The 18,875-nt window shown below is 58.1% G+C and carries 18 protein-coding genes; 5 read left to right on the top strand and 13 right to left on the bottom strand.

Going from position 1 to position 18,875, the window contains the following annotated elements; genetic code table 11:
• Window positions 1-42: 42 nt before the first annotated feature.
• Window positions 43-1,518, bottom strand: a complete 1,476-nt coding sequence (locus G3O01_RS34790; RefSeq protein WP_205811531.1) for a carbohydrate porin — start codon at window positions 1,516-1,518, stop codon at window positions 43-45.
• A 397-nt stretch (window positions 1,519-1,915) separates the two neighbouring features.
• On the opposite strand from G3O01_RS34790, the gene bfr reads away from it, so the two are divergent.
• The gene (gene bfr, locus G3O01_RS34785) at window positions 1,916-2,392 is read left to right on the top strand and encodes a bacterioferritin (RefSeq protein ID WP_205811530.1); all 477 of its coding nucleotides are present in this window, start codon (window positions 1,916-1,918) and stop codon (window positions 2,390-2,392) included.
• A 119-nt stretch (window positions 2,393-2,511) separates the two neighbouring features.
• Here the strand turns inward: bfr and G3O01_RS34780 are convergent, their stop codons facing one another.
• Together G3O01_RS34780 and G3O01_RS34775 are read right to left on the bottom strand one after the other, a co-directional pair.
• The gene (locus G3O01_RS34780; RefSeq protein ID WP_205811529.1) at window positions 2,512-2,946 is read right to left on the bottom strand and encodes a hypothetical protein; all 435 of its coding nucleotides are present in this window, start codon (window positions 2,944-2,946) and stop codon (window positions 2,512-2,514) included.
• Between the two features lie 59 nt (window positions 2,947-3,005).
• Complete coding sequence (locus G3O01_RS34775) at window positions 3,006-3,752, bottom strand: hypothetical protein (RefSeq protein WP_205811602.1); 747 nt, start codon at window positions 3,750-3,752, stop codon at window positions 3,006-3,008.
• A gap of 365 nt (window positions 3,753-4,117) precedes the next feature.
• Here G3O01_RS34775 and G3O01_RS34770 point away from each other — a divergent pair, with 365 nt between their 5' ends.
• Window positions 4,118-4,414, top strand: coding sequence for a DUF4148 domain-containing protein (locus G3O01_RS34770; RefSeq protein WP_205811528.1), 297 nt, complete (start codon window positions 4,118-4,120; stop codon window positions 4,412-4,414).
• Between the two features lie 24 nt (window positions 4,415-4,438).
• On the opposite strand, the gene G3O01_RS34765 is transcribed toward G3O01_RS34770, so the two are convergent.
• The 4 genes from G3O01_RS34765 to G3O01_RS34750 form a co-directional block, all read right to left on the bottom strand.
• Entirely contained in the window at window positions 4,439-5,197 is a 759-nt protein-coding gene (locus G3O01_RS34765) for a hypothetical protein (protein ID WP_241024527.1), read from the bottom strand.
• 39 nt (window positions 5,198-5,236) lie between these two features.
• Window positions 5,237-7,690, bottom strand: a complete 2,454-nt coding sequence (locus G3O01_RS34760) for a TonB-dependent receptor (protein WP_241024525.1) — start codon at window positions 7,688-7,690, stop codon at window positions 5,237-5,239.
• A gap of 112 nt (window positions 7,691-7,802) precedes the next feature.
• The gene (locus G3O01_RS45800) at window positions 7,803-8,789 is read right to left on the bottom strand and encodes a FecR domain-containing protein (protein WP_205811527.1); all 987 of its coding nucleotides are present in this window, start codon (window positions 8,787-8,789) and stop codon (window positions 7,803-7,805) included.
• Between the two features lie 4 nt (window positions 8,790-8,793).
• Window positions 8,794-9,306: a sigma-70 family RNA polymerase sigma factor gene (locus tag G3O01_RS34750; RefSeq protein WP_205811526.1), complete on the bottom strand. Its 513-nt coding sequence runs from the start codon at window positions 9,304-9,306 to the stop codon at window positions 8,794-8,796.
• A 361-nt stretch (window positions 9,307-9,667) separates the two neighbouring features.
• Between G3O01_RS34750 and G3O01_RS34745 the strand changes: the two genes are divergently transcribed.
• The gene (locus tag G3O01_RS34745) at window positions 9,668-11,887 is read left to right on the top strand and encodes a TonB-dependent siderophore receptor (RefSeq protein ID WP_205811525.1); all 2,220 of its coding nucleotides are present in this window, start codon (window positions 9,668-9,670) and stop codon (window positions 11,885-11,887) included.
• Window positions 11,888-12,203: 316 nt separating this feature from the next.
• Here the strand turns inward: G3O01_RS34745 and G3O01_RS34740 are convergent, their stop codons facing one another.
• On the bottom strand, window positions 12,204-13,010 hold the full coding sequence (locus G3O01_RS34740; protein ID WP_346779242.1) for an extracellular solute-binding protein: 807 nt from the start codon (window positions 13,008-13,010) through the stop codon (window positions 12,204-12,206).
• A gap of 143 nt (window positions 13,011-13,153) precedes the next feature.
• On the bottom strand, window positions 13,154-14,299 hold the full coding sequence (locus G3O01_RS34735) for a TDT family transporter (protein ID WP_205811524.1): 1,146 nt from the start codon (window positions 14,297-14,299) through the stop codon (window positions 13,154-13,156).
• A 101-nt stretch (window positions 14,300-14,400) separates the two neighbouring features.
• Between G3O01_RS34735 and G3O01_RS34730 the strand changes: the two genes are divergently transcribed.
• On the top strand, window positions 14,401-15,306 hold the full coding sequence (locus tag G3O01_RS34730; RefSeq protein WP_205811523.1) for a LysR family transcriptional regulator: 906 nt from the start codon (window positions 14,401-14,403) through the stop codon (window positions 15,304-15,306).
• 60 nt (window positions 15,307-15,366) lie between these two features.
• Here G3O01_RS34730 and G3O01_RS34725 read toward each other — a convergent pair whose 3' ends face one another.
• From G3O01_RS34725 to G3O01_RS34710, 4 genes are all read right to left on the bottom strand, one after another.
• Window positions 15,367-15,720: a hypothetical protein gene (locus G3O01_RS34725; protein WP_205811522.1), complete on the bottom strand. Its 354-nt coding sequence runs from the start codon at window positions 15,718-15,720 to the stop codon at window positions 15,367-15,369.
• Between the two features lie 259 nt (window positions 15,721-15,979).
• Window positions 15,980-16,204, bottom strand: a complete 225-nt coding sequence (locus G3O01_RS34720) for a hypothetical protein (protein WP_205811598.1) — start codon at window positions 16,202-16,204, stop codon at window positions 15,980-15,982.
• 155 nt (window positions 16,205-16,359) lie between these two features.
• On the bottom strand, window positions 16,360-17,244 hold the full coding sequence (dapA, locus tag G3O01_RS34715) for a 4-hydroxy-tetrahydrodipicolinate synthase (RefSeq protein WP_205811521.1): 885 nt from the start codon (window positions 17,242-17,244) through the stop codon (window positions 16,360-16,362).
• A gap of 1 nt (window position 17,245) precedes the next feature.
• Window positions 17,246-17,581 (bottom strand): hypothetical protein, encoded by a 336-nt coding sequence (locus G3O01_RS34710; RefSeq protein WP_205811520.1) that lies wholly within the window; start codon window positions 17,579-17,581, stop codon window positions 17,246-17,248.
• Window positions 17,582-17,810: 229 nt separating this feature from the next.
• Here G3O01_RS34710 and G3O01_RS34705 point away from each other — a divergent pair, with 229 nt between their 5' ends.
• Window positions 17,811-18,182, top strand: a complete 372-nt coding sequence (locus tag G3O01_RS34705) for a hypothetical protein (RefSeq protein WP_205811519.1) — start codon at window positions 17,811-17,813, stop codon at window positions 18,180-18,182.
• Window positions 18,183-18,875 lie beyond the last annotated feature (693 nt).

Below are 18,875 nucleotides of genomic sequence, written 5' to 3'. Positions count from 1 at the left end.
TGCTTCGCTGATGTCGGGGAAGGTCGCGCAATCTGTCGTCGCCTAGAACGTGATGTTGGTCCGCACGCCGATCACGAACGTGTTGCGCAGCGGCTGGGTCGGGTCGTTCGGGTTCTGTCCTGCGCCCGCGTTGAACGTGTACTGTGCGTCGCCCTGAATCTGCCACCACGGCGTGGCCTGGTAGATGTAGGTGGCTTCCAGTGTGGTTTCGCTCGTGCGGACGCCGTACGGACCGCCCGAGAACGAGAGGTTGTCGAGGTCGAGATCGTGCACATGGCTGCCAACCTTGATGTAGGTCACGGCCAGACCGACGCTGTCGTTGTCGCGATTCTTGAAGGGCGCTTTCATCACGACGCCGAAGTTGCCGGCGAAGCTCACGAGATTGCGGTCGCCAGGCGCGCCCATCAGGCGAGCAAACACGCCGATGCTGCGCGCTTCGTCGGGGTCAGGGCGCCAGATCATCTGGTCGGCTACGGCATAGATGCTGTAGTCGCCGTGATGCGATTGCGGAATGCCGGTTGACGCCGGGTTCGCGAGCGACAATCCCGTGTTGTCGAAACGCTGGTCGTCGAAGCGATTAGTGTTGTACCAGACACCGAGCTTGTAGGTGCCCGGCAGCTTGTTGCTGTCGGCGCCGACCATTTCGCCGTCGGCTGGCTGGTTGATCGAGTATTGCAATTCGCCGATCCACAAGGCGCCGTTGTGCAGATTGAAGTTCGTGCCGTGGATGTTGTCGGGATTGTTGCCGAGTGGATCGCCGGAGTAGACGCCCGCCAGCGCGGTCAGCGAAGGCGTGATCTGTCCGCGAATACGCACGCCGAGCGCAGACAGCGGATAGGCCGGGCCACCCGAGGGCATGTCATAAGAGGGCAATGCAGGCCAGCCGAACATCGTGTTGATGAACGTCGCTGCATACGTGCTCGTGATGAACTCCTGATCGATACTCTGCTGCCCGATCTTCACGTCGACGCGCTTGTTCAGGAACGACTGCTGATACCACAGTTCCCACAGGCGCGTCGTCGCTTCGGCTTCGATGCCGCTTGCCGTGTTGAGCGTGCCGAGCCGGTCCGCGCTCAGGTTGCGGCCGTGAATCTGCAGGCCGCTGACGTTGAACAGGCCGCCGGGCAGGCCGAACGCCTTTTGCGTGTCCACCTGTACGGTGGCTGTCGTGAGGCCGTCGTAGGCGCCGCCGCGCGACAACCCGCCACGCAGGTTCGCGAGATATTCGCTGGTTTCGGTCAACTGGAACGTAATGCCGTATTTGCCGAGCCAGGGGCGCAAACCACCCATGTCGCCGAGCATGTTCTGGCGCGTCCAGAAACCCGTCCAGAAACTGGAGGGTTGCGCCTGGATGTTCAGGTCGGCTTCCGGTGCTTCTGGCGTGGCATCGGGATTCGCAGCAGCGCTTGCGTGAACGGACGCAAGCGCTGCGCACGCGAATGCTGTCGCGATGGTCGCTTTGCGCACGGAAAATGCGCGTGCCAGTTCAATCGGTCCGCTGATTTTTATTGTAAACATTTAGTTATGCTACAGATTGGATGAGGCAACCAGTTGTGAGATGGGAGTGGACGCAACCGCGTCGGTCATTACGTCATTCCACCGTGCAAATAGTACGCATCTGTATAACGAAGCGTCAATATAAATGCGAATGATTCGCATCTAAATTACAGCGAGCAGCGCAATCGCATTACGTATAACTGACAATCTCCTTGTATGAGTAATGCGAGTGATCGTTTTCCGGTAAGGATCTACATTAGCGAGGTCCGCTCAGACTCATTCGCGTTCTCATTAGCGTGACATTCCGGGCAATCGTCTATCGTCTATAGGAGTTCGCTGGCACTCCGCGAGAGCAGGTTCGATGAGCGCGGAGCCTGCTGCAAGCCGATTGCCGCGCGTACCGGAAAGGAGGTCTGTCATGCAGGGTGACAAGAAGGTGATCGAGTATCTGAATGCCCAGTTGAAGAACGAACTGACGGCGATCAATCAGTACTTTGTCCACGCGAGAATGTACAAACACTGGGGTCTGGACCAGTTGGGCAAGCACGAATATGACGAGTCGATCGACGAAATGAAACATGCCGACGCGTTGATCGAACGGATATTTTTTCTGGAAGGGCTGCCGAATCTGCAGGATCTGGACAAGTTGCTGATCGGCGAAGACACGAAGGAAATCCTCGAGTGCGATCTGAAGCTCGAACAGGCCTCGCAGAGTACGTGCCAAGAGGCGATCACGTACTGCGAGTCGGTCAGGGATTTTGTGTCGCGCGAGATACTAACGTCGATTCTCGACGATACCGAGACGCAGATCGATTGGCTCGAAACCCATCTTGCGCTGATCGATAAGGTTGGGTTGCAGAACTACTTGCAGTCGGGAATGGAGTCCGAAGAATAGGTGTCGGCGGTATTCTCTTTGTATTGTTTTCCTGTCGATGCCATGCAGCCCTGTATTCAATTCGAAACAGGGCTTTCCTGCCGCGCGGAGATCCTCAGTTCGCCGCAGGTGCATCGCCTTTACACTTTTCCGCTCATCCGGTCGATCAACGCAAGCAGATCCGAGAGTGATTTTTTGCATCTGGCCTGATTCGGCGAACTTTCGCGAAGGGCATTGAGCGCGTCGTCGATCGACTTGTCCAGTTTGTGCCAGTCCGTCGCGGCGCGTGGCTTCAGTCCCGCCTCGGCGTTGTCCCACGAAGTCTCGAGGTCCTTGATGCGGCTTTTTGCGCCCGCGAGGTCGTTGGCGTCGACAAGTTTCGTGGTGTCGACAACGATGACGCGGAACTTCGATAAATCGCCGAGCTTCGATACCTGTGCCGTGGCCGCGTTTGCATTTGCTACGGGCGAGAGCGTAGCAATCCACAGCGGAACGTGCGGATCCGATATTTGACCGGCGACGATTGCGGAGGCTGTTGCGAGCATGAGCGCCGAACTGACGATGAGCCGTTTCATTGTTGATCCTCTGGTTAAAAGGTGAGATCTGTCGGGTAGAGACGGTATTTCATGTGCACCTATGCATTGCTGATCTTGTTTTGCCGCTCTCTCGCAACCGTATGCACGAATACAAGGATGACAATGACGGCGAGGAAGATGATGCTGGTGACGATTGCACCCATTCCGAGTCCCCCATATTCTTTTGCCTGCGAAAGCAGATCGCCAAGTGACGCGCCCAAAGGTCGGGTCAAAATATAGGCGAGCCAGAAGATCAGCACGCGATTGGCACCGAGGTAAGCTGCAACGCCCATCGCGGAAAGCAAGAGTCCGAATACAACAACGCCCAGGCTGAATCCGAGTCCAATCGCTTCGGTTGCAAGATCTCCAGCCGCCGTGCCCAGCGCGAATGTGACGAGGATCGCACTCCAATAGAAGAGCTCGCGATTACGCGTCACGATTGTGTGAATAGAAAGGGTTCTTTCTCTGTAATACCAGATCCCGAAGACAACACAGAGAAGTACTGCGAATGCCGCGGTACTGAGATAAAGGCTGACTCCAAGTACATCACTGAGGACGTCTGTGATCTGTGTGCCAACCACACTGACGAGCACGACGGTTAGCCAATAGATCCACGGAACATACGTACGCCTGGTGAGTTGTGTAGCGAGTGCCGCCGCGAGCATGGAGAGCGTGATTGCTATCGTCAGCGTGGCGCCCAGCCCGACATTGACGGCAAGATAGTCGGCGCCCGTTTCGCCCACTGTTGTCGACAGGATCTTGATGGCCCAGAAGGCGGCCGTGACCTCGGGCACCTTGTTTTGCATCGGCTCGATGAGGCGGTGTGACATTTTTATCCCCTGTTTCCCCACGATCGTGGACTTTGTGCAGGTGGTGCAGATCAGCACTTCAGGCAGCACTATGAGGGGGCGTTGCTTATCGAACGCTTAGGCGCCTGGTCTTTCCTGGATAACAAAACGGTAATCGTTTGGCCAGAATCCCGTCGGCGAGTGATGGGAATAATGAGACCCTTCATGCAACAGGTCAGAAGCCGGTGCAAGTCAGATAGAAGTGCGGGCAGATAAGGAGTCTTTAAGTTGCCCAGAAGTAATCTGGACTTACGGCAGCGCTATATGGAATTTTTCATGCAGTGCGATGCTGACCTGAAATTTTTCTCATCAAGGAGAGATCAATGAAAACATCCCTCGTCATTTCGCTGGTCGTCAGCGCACTCGCCATGCCGATGATCGCACACGCCAAAATCGATTCGAACAGCGTGACTCGTGACGAAGTCAGGGCGCAGTTGGTGCAGGCCGAGAAGGACGGCACGCTGCACCAGTCGAAGAATCAGTATCCCGACTACAACGCGAATAACGCATCGGACACGCAGCAGTCTGCCCGGGACTACGGGATGGCGCCTGCGACTTTCTCGCAATCAGGGGCGCGAATCAAAGACGCGAACAACAATCGCTTGTTCGAACATCACTAAAGATGTCAAATGTTTTTACTCACCTTAACGGCCGATGGCCCAGTCGATCGCTGCGTCGAATAATCGCTTCCCTGACTGCGACAGGTTGGGAAAGGAGTCATTGCTCATGAAAAACATTACGCGCCTGGCTGGAGCGAGCGTTTCGTAATCCATGGTTGCACCTGCTTCATACGCGAAGATAGCTGCCTTGTCAGGTTGACCATATACCGTAGCGATAATGGATGCGCCCAGTCCGGGTTTGCCCCAACTCATCGACGCCTGTTTTCCGTACGCGTTGACGATACCGGCCGGCAGACCTGCGGAAACAGGATGGGGCGCATTCACGAGCCACAGGTAACGTTCTTTCTCCGTTTCTCCGAAGTCGACGTCATGGCGCTTTCCGCTCATCGCGAGATCATCGAGGAGGTCATTTTCCCAGGTGACAAGCGGTACGGGCAAGGAGCGCCACCCGGGGAGCACGTCCTTGGATGACACGGTAGAGGAAATGATGATCAGACCGGCGTCGCGCGCGAGTTCGGGGCGATGGGTCTGATCGACCAGTTGAACCGGATAACCGCGTGCGTTGAGATGCGCCGCGATACTTTCGTCTACCGCGATGCCTGGGCCATTCAGTTGTACCACCATGACGATCCTGTTGCGAGCATCGCCTGCTCTGGCATGAGTCATTGTCGGTGCAACAGACACGGCGGCAAAACCCAACGCGGAAAGCAGTGTCTTGCGTCTGGTCGAATTGATCGAGTGACTATCGGCGCTCATTGGGTCCTGCTTGAATCTACGTTTCATGACGGCGTCCTTGCAAATCCGATGCTTTTATACGTGGGTTTAGAATTCAAGCGTAGAGAGAAGCGAGACCTGCCGCGCGTCTCCAACTGCTACGAAGTAGCGGTTGGCACTGGACGGGTAATAGGTCTTGTTGAAGAGGTTCTTGACGTTCAACTGGAACGAAAGATTTTGCCCGCCCCATTTCGTGTTGTAGGTCGCGAATGCATCGGCGACGGTGTAGGCGGGCAGCGTGAAACTGTTCGCAGAATCGCCCGGCCGTTCGCCGACGTAATGCGCGCCTGCACCGACACGCAACTGGTCACCACCAAAGATCGCGCCGAAATCATAGACGGCGGCGAGCGACGCTGTATGCTGCGCGACGTTCCACAAGCGCTTGCCGGCATACAGCGGATCTTCCGTCGTTTTCGCATCGATATAGGCGTAGCTGGCGATCACGCTCCAGCGCTGTCCGATCTGTCCGGCGACATCCACTTCGATACCGCGCGAGCGCGCCTTGCCTGAGGTGCGCCAATCGGTTTGCTTGGTCGTGTCGTTGTACTGCGAAACCAGTACATTGGATTTGTCGATGTTAAAAAGGGCGAGCGTGCCGGTCAGTCCCGCCGGCATGGCGACTTTCGCACCCACTTCCCACGATGTCGCCTCTTCGGGCAACACGTTCGAGTCGATCACGACACCTGTGCTGAGCGGCGCAATCGTCGATGTCGGCTTTAGCGACTGGGTATAGCTGCCGTACAGCGAGAAGTTCTCAGTCCATTTGTAGACAACGCCGGCACGCGGCAGCCATTTGGTACCGTTCAGATCGGTATTGATCTGAAAAGGGCGTCCTTTTCCCGCGACCTGGTTATATGACAGAAAGCGCGCACCGCCGACCAATATCCATTTGTCCGTCAGATGCAGGCTGTCCTGAAAGAAGACCGACGCATCATGCAATGTATCCGTCTGGTCGCTGTCGCTTGCGGATACTGTTGTCGATGGGCTCTCAAGTCCATACACCGGGTGCAGATAGTTGAACGTGTACTTCGTTGCCTGTCGCAGAAGATCCTTGCGATAGATGCGGCGGTATTCGTCATCGACACCGATTTGCAAATCATTGCGCAGCCCGGCCAGCGTGAAATGCCCGTCGATATAGGCGATCGCGTAGCTATCCGTGCTGAGCGCGCCGTGTGTCGCATCGTTGCTGCGTGAAAGCACACCCGTCGTGCTGTTCACGCCTTGCACACGCAACTGTCCGGCATCGTAGGTTTCGCGGTTGTAGCTGTAGCCGAAATGCGCCTTCCAGTTCGCGTTGAACTGATGATCGACGCTCAACTGCGCGAGATGTGATTCGCCGTCCATTTCATTGAACGGCTCGTCGAGACGTTCGCGTGCGGGAATGGCCAGCGGCTCATTGGTTTTTGGATCGAGTGCGGTGCCGCGATCGAATGGATAGAGAAACTTTCTGTACTCGTAGGAAAGAACGACCTGCGTATCGTTTCCATACCACGCGAATGATGGCGCGACGAGCGTTTCGCGATGCTCGCCGAAATTGCGCCAGTACTGTTCATCCATCTGGTCGACGACAAGACGGTATGCGAGTCCTGAATCGCCTATCGGTCCCGTGAGATCGAGTGTGCCGCCTGCGCCATTGCGACCGTGGCCGTAGGTCGAGCCGAGCAGCGAGATCGCGTGATAAGGCGTAAGCAGCGGTTGCTTGCTCACCACATTGACGACACCGCCCGGGTCCATGATGCCGTAGAGCAGGGACGATGGCCCTTTTAGCACTTCAACGCTGTCGGCCGCGGCATTGAGCCCGCGTCCCTGCACGAGCGGCATGCCATTGTGCATGATCGACCCGTCACGGTTGCCGCCGAAACCCCGCTTGAGCAACGTATCCTGCGTGCCTGCGAGCGTGTTGCCCTGCACGATGCCGCTGACGTTTGCCAATGCATCGTCCAGATTACGTGGACGCTGATCGCGCAGTACTTGTGCCGGAACGATGTTAATGGCTTGCGGAGTGTCGATGACGGGGATATCGGAGCGTGTCACGTTCGCTTCAGGAGGCGGCCGATAACTTCCCGCCGTGATACCCGTCGAACTGACCTTGACGACGGGCAGCATTGCCTTATCGTCAAGTTCGACGTTGCTTGCATCTTCGACAAGCGTGTAGCTGCCGCTCGTCTGTTCGATAGCCGAGACACCTGTGCCGTGCAACAGGCGCACGAGCCCTTGCTGTGTGTCGTATTCGCCACGCAGCCCCGCGCTGTGGCGGCTCGCAGTGAGTGCGCTCGGATAGGACAGCATGATCCGCGCTTGCTGGCCAAACTGGTTCAGCGCGCTTTCGAGTGGACCGGCGGCAATATCGAATGTCTTGCGCTGCGAAGCTTGTACTGTTTGTGCCGCGTCGGCAGCCAGCGCGTCGCTCGACGCGACGTTCGCGATGATCGTCGCGGCGGCAACGCCGATGATGTGGCGTTTTCGGATGCCGTGCCTGCGGATTCGTGCAGAAGATCCCATGTTTTACGAAGCTCGAGGAAGTAGATGATCTGGTGTTCTCATCTGCCTTGTCCCGCGAGAATCGAAAACAGCTCAATACCGACGAATTTTTTTAATGAACCGGAGCGCAACGCTAGGCACGCGCTGGTTTTACCGTGACCCAATAGCGCGTGACGTAGTCCAGTCTGACTGGCAGCGAGCCGGCTAGCGCCATGAGTACACGATCGGTGTCGGCGAGCGGGTACGTTCCCGAGATGCGGATATCGGCGATCGACGGATCGCAGTGGAGATAGCCGTCGCGATAGCGCTCCAGCTCCGACAGGAAATCGGCGAGCCGCATGTTGCTCGCGACGAGCATGCCCTGCGCCCATGCGGCCGCATCGCTGCTTACTGGCTCGACGGCCATCGTCTGAGTTGCCGTGAAACGGATCCGCTCTCCGGCATGGACCACTTTGAACGCACTCGTGTCTCGCGCTGGTTCGACCTTGACTGAGCCCTCGAACACGTCGAGCCGTGTCGTCACATCTTCCTGCCGGAGCGAAAAACGGGTGCCGAGCGGTATCGACACACCCTGTGCGGTTTGCGCAATGAAGGGACGCGGGGAGGGGCCATCGTTATGTCCCGTCGTGACCATGATTTCGCCACGCACTAGCACGATGCGGCGCTCTGTGTCGGAAAAGCGGATGTTGACGGCGCTTGCCGTATTGAGCGTGAGCCGGGTTCCGTCGGTGAGCGTAACGTCCCGCTGCTCGCCTGTGCTCGTGCGCAAATCGGCCTTCCAGCCGCGCCTCGCGATTTGCTCGCGCGTTATCCAGGCGGTGCTGCCTGCAAAGAAAAGAAGTACCAGCGTCTTGACAGCCGCGCGCCGCGTCCGGGAGCGCGGCCGCGTCAGTGCGGCACGAGCGGCACCCGCGCCGGCACCGCCGCCGAGCGTCTGCAGGCGTTGGCTGACGGACTGGATGTGCGACCACGCGCGATCGTGATCGACATGTTGCGTGCGCCATTGTTCGAACGCCTGTCGCTGTGACTCGCTTACGGCACCGGACTGAAAGTCGAGCCACCACTCGACCACGCGGCGCGCGACATCGGGTTCGATACTGGGGGGCGTGCTGACATTCACGGCATCAATCCAGCCGCATCGCGAAGAAGCACTGACCCGCCGCCTTGAGCAGATAACGCTTCACTGTGGCGATGGATATATGCAGTGCCTCCGCAATTTCCAAATGCGTTGCTCCGTCAAGTTGCGACATCAGGAATGCGCGTTTGACCGGCACGGGCAGACCATCGAGCAGCGCGTCGATCTCACACAGCGTCTCGAGTAGCACGGCCCGTTCTTCGGGCGATGGCGCTAGCGATTCCGGTACTTGTGCGAGGGCCTCGAGGTACGCGCGTTCGATCTGTTCATGTCGCCAGTGATTGGCGAGAACGCGTTGTGCGACTGTGGTCAGGAAGGCGCGCGGTTCGAGCAATTCAAGCGGTTCGTCACGCGCGAGGAGGCGCATGAAGGTGTCGTGCGCGAGATCGGCGGCACGATGCGCACAACCCAGCTTGCGACGCAGCCACGCGTGCAGCCAGCCATGATGGGCAACGTACAGGTCCCCGACTTCGAGACGCAAGGAGAGATTGTCTGCCGACATGTGCGACCTTCCGCCTGAAGCGGTAAGCGAAAATTAAAGCTGGTAAATGAGAATTATTCCTATTATTGCATGACACGGGACACGCGCGCTCGGAATCAATATTCGCGAAGAGCAGGTGGGGCAATGGTTTAGCTGCGGCAGGCCGGCGACGCGGGGCGGACATGCCAGTGGGTGCAACACCGTACGCTGTGAGCCCGCAGTAAGAAAAGTAAATACATGTTTACACATTACTAAAGAAATATTACACTTCGCTTCGCCTTGGTAAACGCGACTCGTTCGCATTTACGGGTCTGTGCTGCGATCCAGTGCAGTCAATTGCGCCTGTGCGTCTGGCGCCACATCCACCTCGTGTTAATCATCTATGTCCGCTCTGTTCAAGACGCGGGCGCGTCTGCTCGCGTCCGTCGGTGCCGTTTATTGCGCCAGCTTTATTGCCTCTTCACCGTCATTAGCACAAACGGGTTCGGCGGAAAAAGCGACCGCCAGTGACGGCCCGACGCTTCCCGTTGTGACGGTAGAGGCGAGTTCGCCGTCCGACATGCAGACAAAGACCGCGCCCTCGTACAAATTCACTGCGCCGTTACTCGACACACCGCGCTCGATCACGGTGATTCCGGAAGAACTGATCAAGCAGACCAACGCGACGACTTTCGCCGACGCACTGAAGACGGTGCCCGGCATCACGTTCCTGGGCGGCGACGCGGCCGCGAACCCGTCGGCGGATCGCCCTGTTATTCGTGGCTTCGAATCGCGCAACTCGATCTTTGTCGATGGCATTCGCGACTCCGGTGTGCAGAACCGCGAAACGTTCGACGTCGAAAGCATTACGGTGATCAAGGGCCCGGACTCGGTCTACGCGGGGCGCGGCGCCGTTGGCGGCAGCATCGACATCGAAACGAAGATGCCGAAGTACGAGGACTTCATCAATGGCAGCGTTGGCATCGGCACGGACAGCTACAAGCGCATCACACTGGACGCGAACCGGAAGCTGGGCGACAACGCCGCCGTGCGCCTGAACGTGATGGGACATGACGCGGACCAGGCGGGTCGCACCGATGTCTACAGCAAACGATGGGGCGTGGCGCCTTCTGTCGCGTTTGGACTGAACAGCCCGACGACCGTCACGTTGAGCTACTACCACCTGAACACCTATGACATGCCGGACTTCAGCGTGCCATTCCGTTCTACGGGCGGCACACCGATCAGCAGCAATCGCGGGCAGTTCTATGGTCTGAATACGCGCGATTACCGCTATGGGCAGACCGATACCGGCGAAATCCGCGTCGAACATCGCTTCAACGATAACCTCAAGCTGAAGAACACGACGATGTTCGGACGTTCGACACTCGACTACATCGCGACCAATCCGCAACTGTTGAACGCCACGTCGAATATCCTCAGCCTGCAGGCGAAGAGCGGCAAATACGCGACCAACAGTATTACCAACCAGACCGAGTTGACCGGAAAGGCGACGCTCCTCGGCATGCAGCACACGATGACGGGCGGTGTCGAATTCAGCCACGAAAAGAGCCTGTACGAGGGCTATCTCGTCACCGACAGTGCGGGTAATAACATCCGCTCGGGTGGTCCATGCTCGGTCGCATTCAATTGCACGCCGGTCAACAACTGGAATCCGGATAATCCATGGTCAGGGCATGTCCTGCTGAACGGCGACAAGAGCTTTCCGGGGCCGGCGACACATACGCAGACCAACGTGGCATCGGCGTATCTGTTCGATACCGTGAAGATTACCGACCAGTGGCTTTTCAACGCAGGCGTGCGTTTCGATCGCTTCGACGTGACCGCGACTCAGGCGGGTGTGCCCGATCTCACCAACGACTCGAACCTGTTCAGCTATCAGGTCGGTCTCGTCTACAAGCCGGTTCGCTCGGTGAGTCTATACACGTCGTACGGCACGTCGGCGAATCCGCCCGGTGCGAACTCGGGGCTCGGCGGCGGCACGGATCAGATCACTGTAGCCAATCAGGATCTGTCGCCCGAACGTAGCCGCAATATCGAAGTTGGTGTGAAGTGGGATGCGATGGACCGCCTGTCGCTGAATGCCGCGTTGTTCCAGACGGACAAAACGAACGCACGCGTGAGCGATGGGCTAGGCGGTACAGTGAACGCGGGCCATCAGCGTGTGCGCGGTGTCGAAGTCGGTGCCGCAGGCAATCTGACGGGAAACTGGAGCGTTTTCGGTGGCTACTCGTATCTCGACGCGATCACGGTCGATGCCGGCGCAGCGAACGCATCAGCATCGGGACTGCCGATGGTGATGGTGCCCAAGCACAACTTCACGCTGTGGACCTACTACAACGTGACGCCGAAGTTCTCTATTGGCGGTGGCGCGACGGTTGCGAGCAAGACGTACGCGTCGGTGTCATCGACGGTACGCAAATGGACGCCGGGCTATGCGCGATTCGACGCGGTGGCCGCGTATCACGTGACCAAATCTATTGACCTGCAATTGAACGTTAACAACATCTTCGATCGCGAGTACTACTCGACGGCCTATCCGATCTACGCGACGTGGGCACCGGGCCGCTCCGCGATGCTGACGCTCAACTTCTATCAGTAATCGCGTAGCGCCGAAAGTAGTGTGACGTCGATTGCCGTCGCACATAAAAAGCGGGCCCGGCATGATGGCCGGGCCTCGTAAAAGGCGGTCGTGGCGGACGATCTGGAGTATCGAAGTACCTTCGATGCCCGCAATGCAACCACCTGCGTGGTCGGTCTACCGAAGTAGCAGGCCAATGTTAGTGGTCGTAGGCTTAGGGGATGATTAAGCACGCGATTCGAGTGTCGGGCAGCTCGGGACGCGTAGTCCCGTAGCCAACGCAAGTGCGACCGCCCACGAGTCACGCTACGGATAGCGCGTCAATACGCAGAACCCGCTAGCGAACCCATCCCTCAGTCTTCATGATCGCGGCGCCGCGGTCGCTATTCAGGAAATCAAGAAACTGCTTCGCTTCGGGATCGGCATCGGGAGCGAGCGCCACATTGACGTCGCGCCAGATCGTTCGATCTTTCGGGAGGTTGATGTAGTCCGCCTTGTCGGGGTGCGTGATCGGCCAGTCAGGCCAGGTGATCCACGCATCCGCGTCCTTCTCGACGAACATCTTGAAGCTCGGGCCGCTGCCCTTGCCGAATCCTACGATGTTCTTCCTGAAACGCCTGACGTCTTCGAGACTGCCCGTGCGGCCCGCTACATCCTCCCATGTACCCGTACCCGATGTATTCGCGACGCCAGCACCTTCCGTGACGACGATGCGCACGCCATCCTTGAGCAGATCGTCGAAGCTATGGATGTTCTTCGGATTTCCCTTCTTCACTGCAATAACAGCGGGGCGAATATAGATCGGCATGACATCATTCCGGTGGAACGTCGTATACGTCTCCAGCAATGCAGTCATGTCTTCTTCTGACGTGCCCCAAAGGATGTCGGCATCGGCTTGCGCTTGTTTCGTCCACGTGGGCTCAGGGCCGCCCGTCACTTCGACTTTGATACCCGTTTCCTGCGTGAATACTTTGGCGACTTTCATAAATGCGGTGTCGGGTCCGCCTGCGCCATACAGGCGAACTACACCGTCGTGCGCGTCGTGTTTAATGGTTGGGTCGGGTACTTCATGAGCGAACGCATTGACGGCGAGCGTTGCGAACATCAACGACGCGAGAAGCGGCTTTTTGAATGGCTTGAACACGATATTCCCTTTGTGTGGGAGTGGAGGGGAGAGCGAGCAGGCGCGTGCCATCACGCAAACAGGTCGTTGCCCGGAATATTCCCTTGATGGATTGAATGGTGTCTGGCATGCCGGAAGTTCGTTTGCGCAATCAGAGCGGCCAATCACGCATGAGCCTGCGCAAGACACGGCGCACGAAATCGCACTTCCTTGTGTAGCAGCGCGTTAGCGGTACGGCAGCTCACGAAGATCCACAGCGCGCCGAGTGCAATGGCGAGCACGACACCGATGTGCATGAAGCAATCGAATCCCGTCGCGCGTCCAAGAGCAAACGTCGCGAGCGTGTAGACGCCGATCGGGAAAGTGAAACCCCACCAGCCGAGATTGAACGGCAATCCTTCGAGGCGATAGCGCCACATGAAGAGCACGGCGCAGGCAAGCCACCACAGGCCCGCGCCCCACAGAAGAAGCGCACCGAAGATACCGAAGCTGCTCGCGAGCGACGCGACGTCGTGCAAGGCAGTATGAGCGAATGCCTTGCTGGCGGCATCGCCGAGCGTGACGAGGCCAAGCGCGCCCGTACCGATGGGACCCAGCGTGAGCCAGCTGGTCACGCCCAGTTCGCGATGCGGCAATTTGTGAATGATCAGCCGAAACAGGACGATGGTCAGAATCGCGAATGCCAGCGGCACGGAGATCGCCCACAGCACATAACCCGCTCCGACCACCAGTTGCGCGACTGATGCCGGCAAATGAGGCGCCAGCACACCCGCGCTGGATGCAGCGACTTCGGGCGCGACGATGGGCAACAGCAAGGCGGCCGTGAGGCGCTCCAGACTGTGTTCCTGACGCGTGAACATCGCATACGGCACGCCGACTGCAATCACCACCGACAGCACCGCGTCGAACACCCACAGGTTCAATGCGATCTGATACGCGGATTCACCTAAGCGCGGCGCGGCAAAGGCGACGAAGCCATTGACGATCGGTGCAAGACCCATCGGCAACGCGCCGAGGAACATCGACTGCAACGGATGACGCACCAACGGGCCGATCGTCTCGCGAAACAGGATAAATCTGCCGGCAAACATCAGAAAGAAGATCGCGTAGAGGCCGACATCCCCGATCCACAACGATTGCGCAAGCAACGCCTTTCCGGCAAACGAAACCGGCAGTGCGTTCAGCACGAGATACGCGGCACCCGTCCCCATCGTGACGGCGAACCAGTTCGGTGTGAGCTGGCGGATGTTTTCCAGCAAGCCCTCGTGATGGGCCTTGTGGGAGCGCTGGGCGGTTGTTGTTCGGCTCATCACTATCTCCAGTGGAGGTGGTCGATGAGTGAACTCTAGGCCGCCGCGATATATACTAAAAATACATATTTATGATAGTTCCCATATCATCCTGTTATCTCATGAACTTCACCCATCTGGCAGCGTTCGATGCCGTCGCGCAGACAGGCAGCGTGACGGCAGCGGCCGAGCGGCTGCATGTGAGCCAACCCGCGCTGACCCGGGAGATACGCGAACTCGAAGAGCGACTCGGCGTGGCGCTGTTCGACCGTTTGCCGCGCGGCATGCAACTGACGGAAGCCGGCCGTCTGCTGGCTGAATACGCGGGCCAGATATTCCGTCTGGCCGACGCAGCGGAGGCTGCTGTCGGCGAATTCGCGGGTCTTAAAAGAGGGCATCTGGTGATTGCATCGAGCCGCACGATCGGCACGTATCTGATGCCCGCCTTGATGGACGCCTATCGCGATCTGCATCCGGGCGTGACCATCGAACTCGTGATCTCCAACACCGAACAGGTCAAGAGCGCCGTGCTCGGGCAGCACTGTCAGCTTGGGTTGATCGAAGGTCCGTACGACGACGATGCGTTCGACGTTATGTCGCTTGGCGACGACGAAATCATTGCCGTCGCGGGTCCGAATCATCCACTTGCCCGAAAACGCAAGCTCAGCGCGGCGGCTTTGTCGGATGTCGAACTGGTCATGCGGGAGGAGGGCTCGGGTACGCGCGAAGTCGTTGCACAGGCTTACGCGGCTCACGGGCTAGTGCTCGAGCCGGGGCTGGTCGTCGGTAGCCCGGAGGCGATCAAGCGGGTGTTGCGTATCGGACGCGCGGTGTCGTGGGTGTCGCGCCTGTCCGTGAGCGATGAACTCGAAGCGGGCAGTCTGATTGAATTGCCCGTTGCCGACATTCGAGTGGTCCGGCAGCTGAACATGCTATGGAGGCGCGCACAGACGCTTAGTCCCGCTGCCCGGGCATTTCATGGTTTGACGATGCAGCGGTTTGACGCAGCAGTACGTGGTTCTCGTTAGAGCTCTGGCTTGAGGGTTTGAAAACGGATGAGCGCGCGACAGCGCATCGATCGTTTTGCGTCATCTTCCGAATAGCTTCGCTTTGCGCCAGGTTGCAAATGCGCCTTTGATGAACGCATTGCCAGCCGTATCGGCGAGCGCATATGCTTGCTGCTCGGTCATCCAGTAACGCTGGCGCGCTGCGTCGTACTGGAGATAGCCAGACGCGGCGAGATCGACCAGCCACTCGCGCACGCAGTGCAACTCTGTTGTGGTTGCGTGTGCAAGTTCATCTGCTGTCGACGGATTGTCCGCAAGCGCTGCATAGAGCGCCAGTCTGTTGCTGGCAACTATCGTGGACGCATAGACGACCGGTTCACGACGATGCTGAATTGCGCTATAGAAACTGGCGAGCTTCCCGGTATGAATAGCCATGACTGCCTCCTGACCTTGCATAGGTGCAAAGACGGGTCGACGGAATCGTCCACTGGATCAGTTGAACTGCGGCTGTCGGGTCGGGGACGTGACGAGTTGAATGGCGTCAGTGTGCAGCGATTACCAAAACGAGAAAAGCTAATTTAGCTAACTTCAATTAAGGAACGCTAATGGGTTAATCATGTCGGGTTTTCTCGTTAGCTGCGGGTGATCGCAGAAGTCGATGCGCGACGCTGACGCAATCGCTTGTCACGACCTGCTACGAAAAGAATGCGAAGGGCAAAATCGCGGCAATATAGATGGAGATGCCGAACGTCGCAAAGCCCAGGCTGATCGCCAATAACCCGACGACGCCAGCGGTAACTGCCAGTCCGACGCACCAGCGGTGCAGGATCTGGCGCGCTGCAATGACGCTGCTGTGCTGGTTTGCTTTTGTTACGGTTTCTGCTGTGCTTTTATATCGAAAGAATCGCAACCGAAGCATGGACAACCTCGCTTTCCTTAACGCCGAGATTGTGTCATTCGCCGTATAACGAATTTATAAAACAACACGCGCTCTGCGTTAATGCGCCGTATGCCAACGGCGCAGCAGGATAATTCAAACACGCAGCGGAAGCCGCGGTCGTTTTATTTGCGGTGCTATTGCACAGCCAATGCAAACTCCGCGCGCAGTTCATCGAGGACAGCGTGCGATTGCGCCAATTGTTCGACGAGCGCGACAGAGGCCGGCGTGAGCGGCATGCGCACTTCATCCGAAATTCGTCCCTCGATGGACAGCATCGCCTTGATCGCGGAAGGATTGGGCGCCGCGAACAGTAATCGGAGCAGGGGCCTGAGACGGTCGAAGATTCGATGTGCCGTGTCTACGTCGCCCGCCTGCATGAGCGATTGAATCGTGATCAACAGATCCGGACAGACATGCGCGCTTGCCAGAATGCCGCCATGTCCGCCGGCCGTGAGGCACTCGAGGAAGTCTGTGTCAGTGCCGCACAGCACGTTGACGGGCATCTCACACAGTGCGTCAAAGTGACGGCTTACGCATGCCTTGATGGCGACGATATTCTCGCTTTCCGCGAGCCGGCGCACGGTGTCAGGCTCGATCGGCACGCCTGTTCGATGCGGCACGTCGTAGAGCACGATTGACCGCTCCGTCTCTCGCGCGACCCGTTCGAAATGGCCCGCGATGCCAAGCTGGTCTGGGCACACATACGCGGGCGCCGAGACGAGAAAGCCGGCGACGTCCCAACGCTCGAAACGCCGGATCTCATGTACGAACGCCTGGGTGTTGAAACCTCCGACGCCGACCAGCACGGGCAACCGTCCATCGACAACATCCGTGATCGCCTGCAAAACGGTGACGCGCTCGATGTCGGACAGAAGTGCGGCCTCGCCCGTGGTGCCCAACGCGACGATTCCCGCGATACCCGAACGCGCGTAGTGCTCCGTTAACGCCTGAAGCGCTTCCACATCAACTTCGCCCGAACAGAATGGCGTGACAAGCGGAAGCCAGATTCCCGAATACATGTCAGCACTCCTCGCGCACATGCGCGCGCGTGAGCGTGCCGATCGTCGCTTCAGGCAGTGTTGTTATCAGCGTGTGGAGTGTGAAGTCGAGATCGTCGGGAGCAATGTTGAGATGCACGCATATCTTGTCGCGCAACACGTTTGTGCGCGACACATAAACGCCGAGCGACGAATGAAGCAGCGTGGCGAGATGGGTGCGTAACACGTCGGAGTTGGTGCCTGTGAGAAAGACTTCAACCTGCGCGCGCGGCGAGCGCAAAGGAACGACGTTTGATCGATAGCGGGGGAGAGCGTCCGGGACGGTTTCGTGAATGGTCAGAACTTGTGCGTAGCCCATGTCTTCGTTTTTGTACCCTTGGCAGGGTCGTTGAGATGGACCAAGCGTAGACCGAAGGGAATAAACAAGGCGTAAAGATTCGGTCATTCTTAGAAAAAGATTCGCGCTTCGACACGGCGCATTTATCAACTTCGCCAGCGTCTATACACCAATTTTAGAAACGGCTCGCTACGATTGCCGCGCCTGGCGTCGCAGCGCCGCTGCATGACGCCATATCGCGGAGTCAACCATGTTTGAAATCGGAAAAGAATATTCTCGTGAAGACATTCACAGGGTCACGGGGGGGAGTAAGCAGGCATTTCTTCCCGTCAAGGGAGGGAAGGTTGTCGCGGCCCGCTTGCGACAGGATCTGAATCCTCATGCGCCAGACGTCATTGTGTGCGACGGCAGCGCATCGGCGCGGGCCGCGGGGCGCACGCTTGCCCGACAACTGGAACCTGTGCCGATCTTCCTGCGTACGGCATCCGATCGATTCCGGTATGTGGGTGACTACGTGGCCGCAACTTCGGTGACAGCCCCAGCCGAATACGCAGAGTTTGTGAAGAACAGCGGATTTACGCTCGGGCAAATCTCTCGCGTGATCAAGATGAAGCGACGTTGATCGCGTTTGCGCACTTGACCTGATCACATGCCGCCAGTCTCATAGGACTGGCGGTGTCGACCGGCGATGCTATTGACCCAAAACAGGAACATCTCATGAGGCTAAGTCTGTGAGACATCGACAGACCCCACGTGCAAGGGCGTTGTTCAAGGTTGCGATTCTCGTCGTCCTCGTCAACCAGATTTTGCACATCCGTGTCGGTCGCACGGTCTGGATCAGGCGGAACTGCCCGAGACGCTGGCTTGTTGCGCTTCATATCGAGTTCGCAGGCGGGATTGCGGTGTCGGCGACCGATCCGGTAGATACGGAGCGGACAGGCTGCGAGCACTGACGCGTCATGGCTCGTCACATCAGCTTACGACGGTCCGTAAAGCGGACATCTGAACTTGGCTCAAACCGGACATTACTATTTGGGACCTACAACCATGTCAAAGCCAGATTCAAATGTCGTAGCGCTGGCTATTTACAGATGTCGTGTTTCTGACGTTTGGGTTGGGGGCTGTCTTTCAGGGGTTAACTCACACACGGTGTCGAAGGAGGCCGGCTGAACGGGCAGGGCGTGTCAGTGCGATCAGTGAGTGCGTGCAGACCGCTGGCCAGGTGTGGAAGGTGCCGCTGGCGGCTGCACGAGCTGCCCGATGGCCTGATCCAGATCGGCGCGGGTGAACTCGCGCGGTTTCTTCGTGCCGGGCA

The organism is Burkholderia sp. Ac-20365, assembly GCF_017104715.1.
Classification (GTDB): domain Bacteria; phylum Pseudomonadota; class Gammaproteobacteria; order Burkholderiales; family Burkholderiaceae; genus Paraburkholderia.
The sequence above is the reverse complement of the archived record's forward strand: the minus strand, read 5'-3'. Positions and strand labels throughout refer to the sequence as shown.

Bases quoted from the DNA above. Each gene is read 5' to 3' on its own strand.
- G3O01_RS34720 (WP_205811598.1), bottom strand. From the start codon at position 16,204: ATGCTTCGGTTGCGATTCTTTCGATATAAAAGCACAGCAGAAACCGTA.
- G3O01_RS34730 (WP_205811523.1), top strand. From the start codon at position 14,401: ATGAACTTCACCCATCTGGCAGCGTTCGATGCCGTCGCGCAGACAGGC.
- G3O01_RS34760 (WP_241024525.1), bottom strand. From the start codon at position 7,690: ATGGGATCTTCTGCACGAATCCGCAGGCACGGCATCCGAAAACGCCAC.
- G3O01_RS34705 (WP_205811519.1), top strand. From the start codon at position 17,811: ATGTTTGAAATCGGAAAAGAATATTCTCGTGAAGACATTCACAGGGTC.
- G3O01_RS34725 (WP_205811522.1), bottom strand. From the start codon at position 15,720: ATGGCTATTCATACCGGGAAGCTCGCCAGTTTCTATAGCGCAATTCAG.
- G3O01_RS34775 (WP_205811602.1), bottom strand. From the start codon at position 3,752: ATGCAAAACAAGGTGCCCGAGGTCACGGCCGCCTTCTGGGCCATCAAG.
- dapA (WP_205811521.1), bottom strand. From the start codon at position 17,244: ATGTATTCGGGAATCTGGCTTCCGCTTGTCACGCCATTCTGTTCGGGC.
- G3O01_RS34790 (WP_205811531.1), bottom strand. From the start codon at position 1,518: ATGTTTACAATAAAAATCAGCGGACCGATTGAACTGGCACGCGCATTT.
- G3O01_RS34780 (WP_205811529.1), bottom strand. From the start codon at position 2,946: ATGAAACGGCTCATCGTCAGTTCGGCGCTCATGCTCGCAACAGCCTCC.
- G3O01_RS34710 (WP_205811520.1), bottom strand. From the start codon at position 17,581: ATGGGCTACGCACAAGTTCTGACCATTCACGAAACCGTCCCGGACGCT.
- G3O01_RS34735 (WP_205811524.1), bottom strand. From the start codon at position 14,299: ATGAGCCGAACAACAACCGCCCAGCGCTCCCACAAGGCCCATCACGAG.
- G3O01_RS34770 (WP_205811528.1), top strand. From the start codon at position 4,118: ATGAAAACATCCCTCGTCATTTCGCTGGTCGTCAGCGCACTCGCCATG.
- G3O01_RS34750 (WP_205811526.1), bottom strand. From the start codon at position 9,306: ATGTCGGCAGACAATCTCTCCTTGCGTCTCGAAGTCGGGGACCTGTAC.
- G3O01_RS34765 (WP_241024527.1), bottom strand. From the start codon at position 5,197: ATGAAACGTAGATTCAAGCAGGACCCAATGAGCGCCGATAGTCACTCG.
- bfr (WP_205811530.1), top strand. From the start codon at position 1,916: ATGCAGGGTGACAAGAAGGTGATCGAGTATCTGAATGCCCAGTTGAAG.
- G3O01_RS34745 (WP_205811525.1), top strand. From the start codon at position 9,668: ATGTCCGCTCTGTTCAAGACGCGGGCGCGTCTGCTCGCGTCCGTCGGT.